We start from the raw sequence: 15,681 nt of genomic DNA, 5'->3' as shown, positions 1-15,681 counted from the left end.
CGGGCGAACCTACCGCGATCATGCCGCCCAACCCACCGGTCCGCCGGACTCACCGCCCGCCGACCGGTCGCCCCCACCCCCGGCCCGGTCCCCCGGCGGTACGCGCACCACCGCACCCGGCTCCGCCACGCGGACGGTGCCGGTGCCGTCGGGTCGACCGGCGTGCCGGCGGGCGGCGTTGCGGTAACGCAGCACCTGAACGGCGCCCAGCGCCCAGAGCAGGTACTGCACGGCGAACGCCCAACGGAACGCGTAGAGCGGTGGAGCGCTCGCACCCGCCGGGGTGGTCAGGTCGAGCACCACCCCGATCGCCAGCACCAGCACGATCGAGGCGACGAACCCGCCGACGTTGACGATGCCGATGGCGCTGCCGATGCGGTGCACCGGATTGAACGTCCGGGCGTAGTCGAACCCGACCACCGCGCCGGGGCCGTTGAGGGCCAGCACGAGCACCAGGATCACCAGCAGCCAGTGCGGGGACCGGCCGGGCCAGGCCAGCACCACCGCCCACACCCCGGCGCTGGCCCCGGTCACCGCGAAGATCAGCACCGACCGGTGGAACGGGTGCCGGGCGCACAGGTGGGCGACCAGCGGCCCGGCGAGCAGCGCGCCGACGGTCATCAGGGTGAGCAGGGACGCGGCGGCGGTCGGCGGTAGACCCTGCCCCTGCACCAGGAACGGGTACCCCCACAGCAGGGCGAAGACCGCACCGGAGAACTGGGCCACGAAGTGCGACCACAGGCCCAGCCGGGTGCCCGGCTGCGCCCAGGCGGCCACCAGCTCCCGCCGTACGGTGGACAGGGTCGGGGCGGCGACGGTGTCCCGCCCGACGTGCGGGCCGTCGCGGACGGCGACCAGCACCAGCAGCACCGCCGTCGCCCCGAGCCCGGCGGCGAACAGGAACGCCGGGGTCCAACCGGCGTGGTGCAGCAACGCCACCAGCGGCACCGCGGCGAGGATCGCACCGAGCTGACCGAAGGTGCCGGTGAGCTGCACCAGCAGCGGATTGCGGCGGCCCGGGAACCAGTACACAACGATCCGCAGCACGCTGATGAAGGTCATCGCGTCGCCGAGTCCCACCAGCACCCGGGCGGCGACGGCGAGCCGGACGTCGGTGGCGACGGCGAAGCAGAGCTGCCCGGCGACCATCAGCGCGCCACCGGCCAGCAGCAACCGACGTGAACCGTAGCGGTCCAGGAGCACCCCGACCGGGATCTGCATGGCCGCGTACACGGCGAGCTGGGCCACCGAGAACACGGCCAGGGCGGAGGCGTTGAGGCCGAAGCGGTGCGTGGCGTCCACTCCGGTCACCCCGAGGGAGCTGCGGTGGAACACCGCCGCCAGGTAGGCGGTGACGGCCACTGCCCAGACCACACCGGCCTGGCGACGCCCGGATGCGGGAAGGACGTTCACCGCCGCGCCGACCCGCCGGGCGACCGGCCCACCCCGACACCGCACCCTCGCCGCCGCCGGCAGGCCCACCCGGAAGTCGACGCGACGACCGCCGGCATCGACGTACCGCACTGCGTCATACCCCAATGGTGCGTCCCCGGCGGGCGGACCGGCGACGGCGGGTGCACCGCCGGTGGTCCGCGCCACTGCGGGCGGACCCTCGCGGAGGGCCCCGAGTGGCTGAGCGGGTGGGCGGATCTGCCCCGTCCGGCGGGCCACCACCGGGGATCATCACCCCGCCGATCGACCCCGCCACGCGGGGTGACCGGGCGACTGGGCACAATCGACCCATGTCTCCCCGCCGGTGGCTGCTCGCCGATCAACTCGGGCCGCACTTCCTCGACGACGACCGGCAACCGGTGCTGCTGGTCGAGGTCAGCGAGCTGTTCCGGCGTCGGCGGCTGCACCGGCAGAAGGCGCATCTGATCCTCAGCGCCCTACGGCACCGCGCCGCCGAACTGGGTGACCGGGCGCTGCTGCTGCGTACCGGGACGTTCCGGGAGGCCCTGGCATCGGTCGACGGCCCGGTCGAGGTCTGCCACCCGAGCACCCGGGCGACCCTCGACTTCGTCAGGTCCGTCCCCGGGCTGACCATGTTGCCACCCCGCGGCTTCGTCACCGACCTGGCCGACTTCGCCGACTGGGCGGACCGGCCCCGACGCGGGCAACTGCGAATGGTCGACTTCTACCGGTACGCCAAGCGCCGGCACGGGGTGCTCACCGGCCCGGGACCGACCGGACGGCCGACCACCACCAGCGGACCCACCCTGGACGTACCGCCCCCGCCGCCGATCGTCGAGGACGACATCGACGCCGGAGTCCGGGCCGACCTGGACCGGTGGGAACGCGACGGGGTCCGGTTCGTCGGTCGCGACGCCCCCCGCACGCATCCGGCCAGCCACACCGAGGCCGAGGAGCGGCTGGCGCACTTCCTGCGCTACCGGTTGCCCGCGTTCGGCCGCTACGGCGACGTGATGAGCGCCGACGACCCGGTCCTGGCGCACGGGATGCTCTCCTCCTCGTTCAACCTCGGGTTGCTCGACCCGGCGGTGGCCCTGCACCGGGCGGAGGCGGCCTGGCGGGCCGGCGAGGCCCCCTCGGCCTCGGTGGAGGCGTTCGTCCGGGGCCTGCTCGGCTGGCGGGAGTTCCTCTGGCAGCTCTACTGGTACGTCGAGCCGCCCTACCGGGGCACCGGCTGGTTGGCCGCGACCGAGTCCCTGCCGCAGTGGTTCGTCGACCTCGACGCCGACGCGGTGGAGGCCCGCTGCCTCGCCGACGTGCTCGCCGGGGTCCGGGACCGGGCCTGGGTGCACCACGCCCAACGGCTGCTGGTGCTCGGCAACCACGCGTTGCAGCGCGGCTGGCGGCCGACCGAGCTGGCCGACTGGTTCCAACGCAGCTTCGTCGACGGCGTCGACTGGGTGATGAACACCACAGTGATCGGCATGAGTCAGTACGCCGACCTGGCCCGGGTGGACACCCGCCCGTACGCGGTGGACGGGCGGTACATCGACGAGATCAGCGACTACTGCACCGACTGCCGCTACCGGCCCGACCGGGAACTCGGCGACCTCGCCTGCCCGTACACCGGGGGGTTCGCCGCGTTCCTGCACCGTAACCGGGAGAAGCTGGTGGCCGACCCCCGGCTCGCCGCCGAACTGGCCGCCCGGGACGACCCGGACCGCCGGGAGGCGGTGCTGGCGCAGGAGGAGAAGCGGGGCAGCAACCCGCCCTGATCCCGGGGGGCCGGGCATTCCCCGGCACCCCGGGTGCGGTCAGGCGATCTCCCCAGCCGGCAGTTCCCCGGCCGGCAGCTCGGCGGCGGCCGGGGCGCGGGTGGCCGGGGTATGCCGGGCCGCACCGGCCGCGACGCGGATCCCGGCGGCGAGCAGCAGGCCGTACGAGCCCGGCGCCACCCGGGCCAGCAGATCGGGCAGCTTCGCCGACCAGCCGATCAGCACCCGGGCGCGACGACGTTCCACCCCACGCAGGATCACCTCGGCTGCCCGCGCGGGCGGGATGGACAGCAGCTTCTCGAACTGCCGCCGCGCGGTCTCGAACTCCTCACGGGCCATCCCGCTGCCGACCCGGGCGTTACGGGCGATCCGGGTGGCCACCCCGCCGGGGTGCACCGAGGTCACCCCGATGCCGTCGTCGGTCAACTCGTGCCGCAGCGCCTCGGTGAAGCCACGGACGGCGAACTTGCTTGCCGCGTAGGCGGTCTGCCCGGCCGGGGCGATCAGCCCGAACAGGCTGGACACGTTGACCAGGTGCGCGCCGGGCTCGGCCCGCAACGCCGGCAACAGGGCGTGGGTGAGCTGCACCGGCGCCCGGAAGTTGACGTCGACGACCCAGTGGAACTCGTCCATGGTGACCTGGTCGAACCGGCCACCGAGGGCCACCCCGGCATTGTTGACAAGCAGCCGGATCCGGGGATGCCGGGCCCGGATCTCCTCGGCCACCCGGGCGGTGGTGCACAGGTCGGCCAGGTCGACCAGGTGGGTGTCGACCCGACGACCGGGGTGGGCGGCACGGATCGCGGCAGCCACCGCGTCGAGCCGGTCACCGTCTCGGTCGAGCAGGACCAGGTCGCTGCCGCGCCGGGCCAGCCCGTGGGCGAGCGCCTCGCCGATTCCGCTGGCGGCACCGGTGACCACGGCGGTCCCGGCGGTGAAGTCGAAGCTACGCACGCGGCCTCCTTGCTGCGTGAAGGGACGATCGTTGCTGCGTGAAGGGACGATCGTTGCGGTGTGAAGGGACGGTCGGAAGTCGGGGACGGCTCAGCCGACCGGGGCGTCGGCGGTCGCCCGGGAGAAGCGCACCCCCGCGTCGTCGAGCCGGCCGTGTTTCATCAGCAGGACGTCCCGGGGATAGTTCTGATAAAGCCGCCAAGGTGCCCGGGGGCCCTGTCTGGGCAGCGTGTCCACACTGCGCAACACGTACCCGGAACGCAGGTCGATGATCGGCGACAGCTCGCCGTCGGCGGGCGCGACCGGGGTGACGACCTGCTGACCGGTGGCGTCCAGATGACGCAGCAACCGGCAGACGTAGCTGGCGACCAGGTCGGCCTTCAACGTCCAGGAGGCGTTGGTGTAACCGATGGTCAACGCGAAGTTCGGCACCCCGGAGAGCATCATGCCCTTGTACGCCACCGTCGCGCCGAGGTCGACGTCGACCCCGTCCACGGTGAGGGTCATCCCGCCGAGGGCCAGCAGTTGCAGCCCGGTGGCGGTGACCACCACGTCGGCGGGCAGTTCGACGCCGGAGCCGAGCCGGACGCCGTCGGGGGTGAACGTGTCGACGGTGTCGGTCACCACCGAGGCACTGCCGGACGCCAGGGCCGCGAACAGGTCCCCGTCGGGTGCCACGCAGAGCCGCTGGTCCCAGGGGTCGTAGCGGGGCGAGAAGTGCCGGTCCACGTCGTAACCGACCGGCAGGCGCCCCTTGGCCGCCCGCCGCAGGAACGACCGCACCAGCTTCGGTGCCCGCCGGCTGAGCTGGTAGTTGACCATGCCGAACAACACGTTCTTCCCGCGTACCAGCCGGTATGCGAGCCGGGCGGGCAACCGGCGGCGCAGCACGTCGGCCACCCGGTCGCGGGCCGGCAACGCGATCACGTACGTGGGCGACCGCTGGAGCATGGTGACGTGCCCGGCCCGCTGCGCCAACGCCGGCACCAGGGTCACCGCGGTGGCGCCGCTGCCGATCACCACCACCCGCCGACCGGAGTGGTCGAGGTCGGCGGGCCAGTGCTGCGGGTGCACCACCCGCCCCGCGAACCGCTCGACGCCCGGGAAGTCCGGGGTGTACCCGGCGTCGTACCGGTAGTAGCCCGTGCAGGCGAAGAGGAAGTCACAGGTCAGCACCACGTCCTCGGCGGTGTCGTCGCGTCGGACGTGCACCGTCCACCGGGCGGTGGTGCCGTCCCACTCGGCACGCGACACCCGGTGACGGAACCGGATGTGCTCCTCGACGCCGTACCGCCGGGCGGTGTCGCGGACGTAGCGGCGCACGGCGTCGCCGTCGGCGATGGCCTTCGGGTCGGTCCACGGCGCGAACGAGTAGCCGAGGGTGAACATGTCCGAATCGGAGCGGATGCCCGGGTAGCGGAACAGGTCCCAGGTGCCACCGATCGCGTCGCGGGCCTCGACCACCGCGTACGTCTTGTCGGGGCAGTCGCGCCGCAGGTGACAGGCCGCACCGACCCCGGACAGCCCGGCGCCGACGATGAGCACGTCGACGTGGTCGGCCATCGCATCTCCCGGGTCCGAGGCGGTGACCCGGACCATATCCCACCCTCGGTGAGGACGCGTGCCGTGTGCCCTCCCGGCCCGGCCCGGCGGGCACCCCGACCCGCCCGACCCGCCCCGGCAGGTCGGGCCGGCAGGCGTGCGCATGGCCGACCGCTCCGGGCGGGCGACCGGTGCCCGCCCCGACCGCCGGCAGGGGTGCCGCCCGAGGGACAATGGTCCAGGCCCGGCTCGGCCCTGCCCGGTCGGGTCGTCGGCGCGTCCGATCAGCCGGCACGACAGTCGAGGCAGGGAGAAACCAGGCAGCATGGCGGAAACCATCGAGCTGCGCGGCGACTGCGCCCGCTGCGTCGGGCTGTGCTGCGTCGCCCCGGCCTTCGCCGCCTCCGCCGACTTCGCCCAGCACAAACCCGCCGGCCGCCCCTGCCCGAACCTGCGCACCGACTCCCGGTGCGGCATCCACGACGAACTGCGCGACCGCGGCTACCCCGGCTGCGTCGTGTTCGACTGCTTCGGCGCCGGCCAGCGGGTCAGCCAGGTCACCTACCCGGGGCGGGACTGGCGCGACGACCCGGCCACCGCCGCCGGCATGTTCGCCGCGTTCGCCGTCGCCCGGCCCCTGCACGAACTGCTCTGGTACCTCACCGAAGCGCTGGCCCTCACCCCGGCCGGCCCGCTGCGCGACCAGCTGCGCGCCGCCCGCGACGACACCGACATCATGGCCGCCGGCACCCCCGGGGAACTGCCCACGGTCGACGTGGACGCCCACCGGGACCGGATCAATCCGCTGCTCTCGGCCGCGAGCGAGGCCGCCCGCGCCGGCACCGCCGGGGCCGACCACCGGGGCGCGATGCTGCTCGGCGCCGACCTGCGCGGCGCGGACCTGGTCGGGGCGAACCTGCGCGGGGCCCGCCTGGTCGGCGCCGACCTGCGCGGGGCGGACCTGCGCCGGGCCGACGTCACCGGCGTCGACCTGCGCGGGGCGGACCTGCGCGGGGCGGACCTGTCGAGCACCCTCTTCCTGCACCAGTCTCAACTCGAGGCGGCCCGCGGCGACCGGCGCACCGCCCTCCCGCCGACGCTGCGGCACCCCGGGCACTGGACCGGGCTGACCCTCACGCCGATCCGGCCACCCGCCACCCGCACCGCCGGCACCACCCGCCGCAGTCGCCGCCCCCGCCGCTGAACCCACGGTACGGCGGGTTTGCCGGGCAGCCTGGTGGGCACGAAGACGGCTATGACGGAGCAACCACGTACCGACCTGGCCGACACCGACGAACCGGACGGCGTACCGGCGTACGAGGCGTCGCTGCGCCCGCCGGGCGAGTCGCTGGGCGGCGGCGGGGACACCGGCGACGACTTCGCCGACCTGTCGGCCCGGGACACCAGCCGCGCCGGCTACGACGTGGACGCGGTCTCCGGTGCGGGTGACCCCGCCGAGGAGGAAGCGGCCAACCCACCCACCGAATGACCCGACCCACCAACGACCGACGACACCGGAGCCGGAGTGCGGCATCGGTAGCGCTCAGCGGGGCGTGCCGACCGCCGAGCGCGCCTCGGTCATCCCCCGGTTGGCAAGCGCGTCGGCGCGCTCGTTCTCCGGATGACCGTTGTGCCCCTTCACCCAGTGCCAGCTCACCTCGTGCCGGGCGCACGCCGCCTCCAACCGCTGCCACAGGTCGGCGTTCTTCACCGGCTGCTTCGCGGCGGTACGCCAGCCGTTGCGCTTCCACGACGCCAACCACCCGGTGATGCCGTTACGGACGTACGTGCTGTCGGTGTGCAGCCGCACGGTCGCCGGCCTGGTCAGCGCCTCCAACGCCTCGATCGCGGCGGTCAGCTCCATCCGGTTGTTGGTGGTCGGGGTGGCCTCGCCACCGCACAGCTCCCGCTCGTGCCCGCCGTAGCGCAGCAGCACACCCCACCCACCAGGCCCCGGGTTCCCGCTGCACGCCCCGTCGGTCCAGATCTCCACGACCCTGTCGGCCGCCGCGTCCACCATGCCGCCGAACCTACCGGTACCGATGCACACCGGACACACGGCACCCGCCACCACACCGGTGCCCACCGACCAGGACCAGCGCCCCGGCACCCACGGACCCGCACCGAAAACCGGCGGCGGAGCCGGCACCGGTTCTGGCAGAGTCGGCGACCATGACCGACGGCACGGACGGCCTGCGGGCCCGGGTACGCAGGATCATCGACGACCTGGTCGACTCGGGCCGGGAGGCGGGCGTGCAGGTGGCGGCCTACCGGCACGGTCGCCTGATCGTCGACGAGACCGCCGGCACCGCCGACACCGCCACCGGACGGCCGTTGACCGCCGACACCCCGATCTTCAGCGTCTCCACCGGCAAGGGCCTGACCAGCACCGTCGTGCACGTCCTCGCCGAAGCGGGCCAGCTCGACTACGACCTGCGCCTCGCCGACGTCTGGCCCGAGTTCGCCCGGCACGGCAAGCACGCCGTCACACTGCGGCACGTACTCACCCACACCGCCGGGGTGCCGGCCCTGCCCGCCGACACCACCCCGGCCGACTTCACCGACTGGGACGCGATGTGCGCGCTGATCGCCGACGCGGTGCCCCGCTGGGCGCCCGGCGAACAGGTCGCCTACCACGCGTGGACGTACGGCTGGCTGGTCGGCGAGGTGGTCCGTCGGGTCACCGGCCGCCGGATCTCCACAGTGCTGGCCGAGGACGTGGCCGCCCCGCTGGGCGTACCCGGGGAGCTGTTCTTCGGGGTACCCGAGGCGGACCTGCCCCGGCTGGCCACCCTGGAGGACAACGGCCTGGCCGACCTGATGGAGTTCGCCTCCACCCACCTGCCGCACTTCGACGCCGTCGCCCCACCCGCCGTACGCCCCGACGCCGCCATCGGCAGCCGACCGGACGTGCTGCGCGCCGACGTGCCCGCCGTGGGCACCCTCACCGCCCGCGCCGCCGCCCGGATGTACGCCGCGCTCATCGGCGAGGTCGACGGGGTACGCCTGGTCTCCGCCGACCGGCTGCGCCAGCTCGGCGCGGTGGCCGTCCGGGGCGTCGAATGGGTGTTCGGCCAGGAGACGGCGTACGGCCTCGGCTACGCGGTCGACGACGACGGATCGTTCGGCACCGCCGGCAGCGGCGGCAGCCTCGCCTACGCGTACCCGGAACTGGGCCTGACCGTGGCGGCGACCCGCAACCGGCTCGGCGCGAACGACGGCGACCCGATGGAGGGCCTGCGGGCGCTGATCCGCGACACCGTCCGCGCCACGACCTGACCGGCCCGGCAACCCGCTCAGCGACGGGACAACCGGGCCCGCAACCGGCCGGCGGCGTCACCGACCACCGCCGACGTCATCGGCAGCAACGGACTGGACCGCATCACCGCCAGATCCTCCAGCGGGCTCGTCGCCCCATCGAGGAAACGCAGCACCCGCGACGCCGGGTTGCGGTCGAAGAGCCGGTCGAAGAACTCCGGACCACCTACCGCACCGGAATCCCACGCCCGCAACGCCACCGCGTCCATCCACCGGTGCCGCCCCGGGTACGCCGGCCGGGGCACCGGCGGCCGACCGGCCGCGAGCGCGGCGGCGACCTGCCCGGCCTGCCGGTGCATGGCGGAGAAGGTGAACCCGGTCGACGGGCGGGTCGCCCCACCGGCGGTGCCCAGCCGGACCACCCGGGGCGAGGGCCGGGCGTCGAACGGCGCATCGGTCATCGGGATCACCCCGTCCTCCACCTCCCGCACCCGCAGCTCGGCCAGGTCCAACCCGAGCAACCCCGCGTAACCGCGCAACCCGGCGTCGTACCCCGCGTCGTCGAGCACCGTCGGGGAGAACTCGGTGTACTCCACCAGGGCGTACCGGTCGCTGACCGGCAACACGTAGCCGAACGAGACCCCCCGGGCCGGCTGCGGGGTGCGGAAGTCCATCAGCACCGCCCGCCCCGGGTCGAACACCGGCGTCGACGACTCCAACCACCAGCCCCGGAAATGCTGCAACCAGGCCGTCCGACCGGGCCGGCGGGGCGGGCGGGGACGCGAGTCGAGCACCCAACCGGCCCGCACCACCACCCGCCCGTCGGTGTCCCGGACCGTCACCGCCGAGCCGCCGTCGTCGTCGAGCGCCCCCACCGCCGCGTCGAGCCGGATCGCACCGAGCCGCCGCTCCGCCTCGGCGGCCCGCTCGTACACCGGCGCGGAACGCAGCATCGCGTACCGCAACGGGGTCAGCTCCAGCACCCGGGCGGTGGCCGGGGTGGTCACCTCCACCCGCGACCAGCTGGCACTGAGCATCGGCTCCAGGTCACCACCGGGGGCACCCCAGAACGCCCAGGTGCGATCCTGACCGCGCTTGCGCACCGGGTCCACCACGGCCACCCGCAGCCCCGGCAGCTCCTGCCGGGCCAGCGCGGCGAGGACCAGCGACCCGGCCCCGCCACCACCGACGACGGCCAGGTCGACATCGACCGGTACGCGGGAGTTCACCCGGCCACGCTGTCACACCACCGGCCGGCGACGGCACGGACCCCACCCCACCTGCCGGGGCAGCCCGGGTACCGTGCCGCCCCATGAGCCCGTCCGCCAACGCCCTCACCGCCCGCTGGGCGTCCCGACTGGACGACCGGCAGACCGTCCTGTCCGGCGCCGGGGTGTATCCGCTGCTCGCCCTGCTGGCCCGATTCGCGACCGGCCCGGCCCGCGACGAGTTGCAGGCCGTCGCCCCCACCCCGGCCACCCCCGTCGACTCCCCCGGCACCCGGCTGGCAACCGGCTTCTGGTCCCGCGCCGGCCTGCCGCTGGGCCGGCGGTGGCTCGCCGAACTGGACGGCTCGACCCGGGGCGAGCTGACCGGCGACCCGGCGGTCGACCAGCCACGGCTCGACCGGTGGGCACGGGAACGCACCGACGGCCTGGTCGACCGGATGCCGGTCCAGGTCGGGCCGGGCACCGCGCTGGTGCTGGCGAACGCGCTGACCGTGCTGGTCGACTGGGCCACCCCGTTCCGGCCGGACCGCTGCCAGCCGACGACCGGACCGTGGCAGGACCGCCCACTGGCCGGACTGCACCGGCCCGGCGGCGACCCGGCCGCGCTGCGGGTGGCCGACACCCCCGCCGGCCCGATCAGCCTGCTGACCGTCGCCGGGAACGCCGACGTCGACGTGCTGCTCGCCCTCGGCCCGGCCGGGCAGCCGGCCGCCCGGGTGCTCCCGGCCGCCCTCGGCGCGCTCGACCACCCCGCGACCCTGCCCGCACCCGCCGGACCGGGCGTCACCGAGGACACCGTCGAGGGGTACGACGACCGGCCCGAGCTGCTGGTGCGTACCGTCGGCTTCACCGTCACCGGCGACCACGACCTCCTCGACCACGCCGACCTGTTCGGCCTGGTCACCGCCGGACGCGACGGCGACCACTTCCCCGACATCAGCCCTCAGCTGTCGGTGTCCGACGCCCGGCAGAGCGCACGGGCCGAGTTCACCGCCACCGGCTTCCGCGCCGCAGCCGTCACCGCCGCCGCCATGCGGGCCGGTGGCGCACCACCCCGCGCCACCGTCCGCCGACGGCGGGTGCGCTTCGACGTCGACCGGCCGTTCGGTTTCCTCGCCGTGCACCACCCCACCGGCCTGGTGCTGATCGCCGGCTGGGTGACCGACCCGACGGGGGCCTGAGCCGGACCGGCCACCGGCGCTCCCCCGGCGACACGTAGGTTCGGTGCGACCGGACGACCAGCGCCGACGATCGGGGAACCAGCGTGGCGGGCGGACCGCTGCCGGTGGACCCCCGGCACGCGGTGCACACGTGCAGCTGAGCGAGTTGGCGCACCCGCTCGGCCGCCGAATTGCCGTTGAGCGTGCCACCGACATCTGCCACCGTCAGCCGGTGACTGACAATGACGACACGAGCCACAGTCGGCCCGGCACCGACTACCGCACCCTCAACCGGGCCAGCTGGGACGACCGGGCCGCCGCCCACGCCGCCTCGCCGGACTACGCCGTGGACCGCTTCGCCGCCGAACCGGACCACCTCAGTGAGGTGGTCCGGTTCGACCTGCCCCGCCTCGGTGACGTGGCCGGGCTGCGCGGCGTGCACCTGCAGTGCCACATCGGCACCGACACCGTGTCGCTGCACCGGCTCGGCGCGCGGATGACCGGGCTGGACTTCTCCGGTGCTTCCCTCGCGCAGGCCCGGTCGCTGGCCGACCGCACCGGCGCGGCCGTCGACTTCGTCCAGGCCGACGTCTACGACGCGCCCGACGTCCTCGGCACCAGCGGTTTCGACCTGGTGTACACCGGCATCGGCGCGCTGTGCTGGCTGCCGGACATCCGCCGCTGGGCCGGGGTGATCGCCGCCCTGCTGCGTCCCGGCGGGCGGCTGTTCCTGCGCGAGGGACACCCGATGCTGTGGGCCCTCGACGAGACCCGCCCGGACGGCCTGCTGGTGGTCGACCACCCGTACTTCGAGCGCGCCGAGCCGGTGGTCTGGGACGAGGGCGGCACCTACGTGAGCACCGAGGCGACCTTCACGCACAACACCACGCACGAGTGGAACCACGGTCTCGGCGAGGTGGTCACCGCCCTGCTCGACGCCGGGCTGGAGCTGACCATGCTGCGCGAACACGACAGCGCCCCCTGGGACGCGCTGCCGGGGCGGCAGGTCCGCGACGCGCACGGCGAGTGGCGGCTGACCGAACGCCCGTGGCGACTCCCCCAGACCTACACCCTCCAGGCCCGCCGCCGCTGACCGCCGGCCGTCTCCTGCCCCAAGGGTGGGAGACGGCCGGCGACTTCCTCGGGTTGATGCGGTGAAGTCGTGCGCGGTGGGTCACACCCGCTAGAGCATCCTAGGAGGCTGGGTTGTGGGTCGGGGTCAGGTGTCCGCACTGTCCCGGCATTTCCGCCGCTCTGCGGCGCGGGGGAAAACACGTGACGGCAACGAAGATTTCTCATTTTGCCCGGCACGAGGGGCCAACCCTCCTAGTGTTGGGCACACCGGTGCTAGTTACGGAGTTGGCCACCCGAACGACGTCCCACGCAGACAGCGGACGAAAAGTGAGGGAAGACGCGTATGAAGGCACAGAAGGTTCTCGTATCGACGGCGCTCGGCGTGGGACTCGGCACGCTCCTGCTCCCGACGGCCGCACTCGCGGACACCACGGTGTCGCCGGCCTCCACGCCGGTCGGCGGGACGGTGGTGCTCACCGCGACCACCTGCAACCCCAAAGCGGGTGACGTGCTCTTTCACGTCACCGGCCCGGACCGGGACCAGAACGTGCGCTCCACCACCGCCGCCGCAGGTGGCGGACTGAGCGCCGAACTCTTCACCGCCGGCTTCACCCTGGGCACCTACACCGTCGCCGCCACCTGTGGAGACGGCAGCTCCGCCGGCAGCGCCACCTTCGCCGTCACGCCGATCGGCGCGGCACCCGCGGGTGGGGGCGGCGGCGCCGACAACACCGGCCTGCTGGCCGCCGGGGGCGCGCTCGCCGGGGCAGCCGCGCTCGGCGCCACCGTGCTGCTGCGTCGCCGCCGCCGAGCGGTGACCACCGTCGGCTGAGGACGCGACCGCACCCGGCGACCCGGCCGAGACCGGCCCGACCGGCACGGCGACCGCGGTGCCGACGACGAGAACACCATCCCTGGGACGGGTGCCCGCGCCGGTGCGGACCGGTGCGGGCACCCGATCACATCGGACGTCGGGGAGGACGGGCGATGGGCGTACGCGAATGGGCGGTCCGGACCCGTACCGCCGTCACGGCGGTCACGGTCAGCGGTACCGCCGGGATCGCCCTGATCGCCGCCGGCCTGACCATCGGTCCGGTCGGGCCACCCCAGCCGAGCATCGACGTCAGCGGCGGCAACGGCAGCCGCTCCCCGATCCCGGCGCTGCCCCGTTCCACCCCGGTACGCATCGACATCCCGACCATCGGCGTACACGCCGAACTGGTGCCGGTGGCAGGTGACCCGAACGGCACCCTCGAGGTGCCGCCACTGGACCGCCCCACCGTCGCCGGCTGGTACCGGCCCGGGGTCAGCCCCGGCGAGGCGGGCAACGCCGTCGTCGTCGGGCACGTCGACACCCGGGACGGGCCGGCGGTCTTCTTCGACCTCGGGCGGTTGCGCCCCGGCGACACCGTCCGGGTCACCCGCGCCGACGGGCGGGCGGTGAACTTCGCAGTCGACGGGGTCGGTACGTACCCGAAGCGGAGTTTTCCCACCGCGTTGGTCTATGGTCCGGGCGGACCGGGGCCGGCGTTGCGCCTGGTGACCTGCGGAGGGCGGTTCGACGAACGGTCCCGCGACTACTCCGACAACATCGTCGTGCGGGCCACCGCCGTCGGCTGACAGTCGCCCGACCGCACCACTGTCGCGCCGGCCTACTACGGTGGGCCGGCGGACGGGCGGCGAGGCGGAGGTACGCGGTGGAGCGGCGAGCGCTGACGACCCTGCTCGGTCCCCGGCTCCACACCCTGGTCGGCCGGCTGCGCCGACAGGCCGGGGAGACCGCCACCGGCCGCACCCCACGGGTCAACCCCGATGCCGTCGTCGACTGCGCGGTCTATGTCAACGGCCGCCGGGAGACCGGCCGACCGCACTACGCCGACGCGTACGCCCGGGCCCGGCGCAGCCGCAACACGTTCGTCTGGTTGGGTCTGCACGACCCGGGCGCGGCGGTGCTCGCCGCCGTCGGGCAGGTCTTCGGCCTCGACGAGCTGACCGTCGCACAGGCCCTCGCCGACGGGCACCGGCCCACCGTGCAACGACACGGCCCGGTCACCCTGCTGGTGCTGCGCACCGCCGCCTACGTCGCCCAGGGCGAGCTGACCGCGACCTCCGAGGTGGTGGACACCGGTGACGTGATGGTGCTGCTCGGCGACCGGTTCGTGGTCACCGTCCGGCACGGCGCCTCCGGCGCCCTCGCGCCGGTCCGCCATGAGATCCAGGGCCGCCCGTCACTGCTCGCCGAGGGCCCGTGGGCGGTGGCGTACGCGGTGACCGCCCGGATGGTCGACCTCTACCTGGAGGTCGCCGCCCACCTCGAGCAGGACCTGGAACGGGTCGAGGAGAGCGTCTTCGCCCCCGACCGCAACGCCGACATCCAGCAGATCTACCAGCTCAAACGAGAGTTGGTGGAGTTCAAGCGGGCGGTGCTGCCCCTGCAGGAGCCGCTGCGCGCCCTGATCGCCGGCCCGGACGGCGGCCCGCCTGCGGGGCTGCGCCGCTGGTACGTCGACGTGGAGGGCCGGTTGACCCGGGCCGTCGACCGGATCACCTCCTACGACGAGCTGCTCAACTCGATCCTCCAGTCCCGACTGACCCAGCTCGCGGTCGACCAGAACAACGACATGCGCAAGATCGCGGCGTGGGCGGCGATCGCCGCCACCCAGACCGCGGTGGCCGGCGTCTACGGGATGAACTTCGCCCGGATGCCCGAACTGTCCTGGCGGTACGGCTACCCGGCCGCGCTGGCGCTGATGGCGACGGCGGCGTTCACCCTGCACCGGATGTTCCGCCGCTCCGGCTGGCTCTGACCCTGCCGGCCGGTTCTGACCCTGCGGCCGGGGCGACTCCGCCCCATCGCGCCGAATGTCCGTTTCGACCCCGCACGGGGTCGGTCGGGGCGGCGGCGGTGTCGTCCCGTGGGCGGACGGCGGCGCGGTCCACCGGCCACTCGTCCAGGCGGCCCCGGTTGGGGCGGTGATCCTGGGGACGGGTGCCCGCCGCCGGTGTCCGATTCCGCCGCCGGGCGGTGGTGTGGTGACCACCGGCGCGTCCGGTTCCGGGCCCGGTGTCCCGTGGCCGGGGCCACCCCCACGGCGGAATCGCCGCCGGGGCCGCGGCGTTGTACCTGGCATACCACCGCCACTCTCCCGCCCCCGGGAGACGGCCCCCGGAACCCCGACCACGGAATGCGGTCCCCACCGGGTTGGTTACACCCCCTCGGACACCCGAAGCAGGTCCCCCCGACCGCCGGGCCATCCCCCCTTACCCCCGCAGGCC

14 protein-coding genes are annotated in these 15,681 nt (G+C 74.3%); 9 read left to right on the top strand and 5 right to left on the bottom strand.

Annotation, left to right across the window (positions count from 1 at the left end):
* Positions 1-18 precede the first annotated feature (18 nt).
* Positions 19-1,524, bottom strand: a complete 1,506-nt coding sequence (locus AC0AIB_RS19135; RefSeq protein WP_465097180.1) for an MFS transporter — start codon at positions 1,522-1,524, stop codon at positions 19-21.
* Positions 1,525-1,742: 218 nt separating this feature from the next.
* Here AC0AIB_RS19135 and AC0AIB_RS19130 point away from each other — a divergent pair, with 218 nt between their 5' ends.
* Positions 1,743-3,188, top strand: a complete 1,446-nt coding sequence (locus AC0AIB_RS19130) for a cryptochrome/photolyase family protein (protein WP_465097179.1) — start codon at positions 1,743-1,745, stop codon at positions 3,186-3,188.
* A gap of 39 nt (positions 3,189-3,227) precedes the next feature.
* On the opposite strand, the gene AC0AIB_RS19125 is transcribed toward AC0AIB_RS19130, so the two are convergent.
* Entirely contained in the window at positions 3,228-4,142 is a 915-nt protein-coding gene (locus tag AC0AIB_RS19125) for an SDR family NAD(P)-dependent oxidoreductase (RefSeq protein ID WP_465097178.1), read from the bottom strand.
* Positions 4,143-4,232: 90 nt separating this feature from the next.
* A complete protein-coding gene (locus AC0AIB_RS19120) occupies positions 4,233-5,741 on the bottom strand; it encodes a flavin-containing monooxygenase (RefSeq protein WP_442930734.1) in 1,509 nt (502 codons plus the stop codon).
* Between the two features lie 268 nt (positions 5,742-6,009).
* Here AC0AIB_RS19120 and AC0AIB_RS19115 point away from each other — a divergent pair, with 268 nt between their 5' ends.
* Both AC0AIB_RS19115 and AC0AIB_RS19110 read left to right on the top strand, forming a co-directional pair.
* Entirely contained in the window at positions 6,010-6,888 is an 879-nt protein-coding gene (locus AC0AIB_RS19115) for a pentapeptide repeat-containing protein (protein WP_328347162.1), read from the top strand.
* A 51-nt stretch (positions 6,889-6,939) separates the two neighbouring features.
* On the top strand, positions 6,940-7,173 hold the full coding sequence (locus AC0AIB_RS19110) for a hypothetical protein (RefSeq protein WP_465097177.1): 234 nt from the start codon (positions 6,940-6,942) through the stop codon (positions 7,171-7,173).
* A gap of 54 nt (positions 7,174-7,227) precedes the next feature.
* On the opposite strand, the gene rnhA is transcribed toward AC0AIB_RS19110, so the two are convergent.
* Positions 7,228-7,704, bottom strand: coding sequence for a ribonuclease HI (gene rnhA, locus AC0AIB_RS19105; RefSeq protein ID WP_328347164.1), 477 nt, complete (start codon positions 7,702-7,704; stop codon positions 7,228-7,230).
* A 152-nt stretch (positions 7,705-7,856) separates the two neighbouring features.
* Here rnhA and AC0AIB_RS19100 point away from each other — a divergent pair, with 152 nt between their 5' ends.
* Positions 7,857-8,963 carry a serine hydrolase domain-containing protein gene (locus tag AC0AIB_RS19100; RefSeq protein WP_465097176.1) on the top strand — a complete coding sequence of 369 codons (1,107 nt, stop codon included), beginning with the start codon at positions 7,857-7,859 and terminating at the stop codon, positions 8,961-8,963.
* A 17-nt stretch (positions 8,964-8,980) separates the two neighbouring features.
* On the opposite strand, the gene AC0AIB_RS19095 is transcribed toward AC0AIB_RS19100, so the two are convergent.
* Positions 8,981-10,171: a lycopene cyclase family protein gene (locus AC0AIB_RS19095; RefSeq protein WP_465097175.1), complete on the bottom strand. Its 1,191-nt coding sequence runs from the start codon at positions 10,169-10,171 to the stop codon at positions 8,981-8,983.
* Between the two features lie 83 nt (positions 10,172-10,254).
* Between AC0AIB_RS19095 and AC0AIB_RS19090 the strand changes: the two genes are divergently transcribed.
* The 5 genes from AC0AIB_RS19090 to AC0AIB_RS19070 all read left to right on the top strand — a co-directional run bounded on the left by AC0AIB_RS19090 (position 10,255) and on the right by AC0AIB_RS19070 (position 15,212).
* On the top strand, positions 10,255-11,352 hold the full coding sequence (locus AC0AIB_RS19090) for a serpin family protein (RefSeq protein ID WP_465097174.1): 1,098 nt from the start codon (positions 10,255-10,257) through the stop codon (positions 11,350-11,352).
* Between the two features lie 211 nt (positions 11,353-11,563).
* Positions 11,564-12,424 carry a class I SAM-dependent methyltransferase gene (locus AC0AIB_RS19085; RefSeq protein WP_328347170.1) on the top strand — a complete coding sequence of 287 codons (861 nt, stop codon included), beginning with the start codon at positions 11,564-11,566 and terminating at the stop codon, positions 12,422-12,424.
* A gap of 324 nt (positions 12,425-12,748) precedes the next feature.
* Positions 12,749-13,237, top strand: a complete 489-nt coding sequence (locus AC0AIB_RS19080) for a hypothetical protein (RefSeq protein WP_465097173.1) — start codon at positions 12,749-12,751, stop codon at positions 13,235-13,237.
* A gap of 155 nt (positions 13,238-13,392) precedes the next feature.
* Positions 13,393-14,025 (top strand): class F sortase, encoded by a 633-nt coding sequence (locus AC0AIB_RS19075; RefSeq protein WP_328347173.1) that lies wholly within the window; start codon positions 13,393-13,395, stop codon positions 14,023-14,025.
* A gap of 77 nt (positions 14,026-14,102) precedes the next feature.
* A complete protein-coding gene (locus AC0AIB_RS19070; RefSeq protein ID WP_442930735.1) occupies positions 14,103-15,212 on the top strand; it encodes a magnesium and cobalt transport protein CorA in 1,110 nt (369 codons plus the stop codon).
* Positions 15,213-15,681: the final 469 nt, after the last annotated feature.

It is taken from the genome of Micromonospora sp. DSM 43699 (assembly GCF_055517075.1).
The sequence above is the reverse complement of the archived record's forward strand: the minus strand, read 5'-3'. Positions and strand labels throughout refer to the sequence as shown.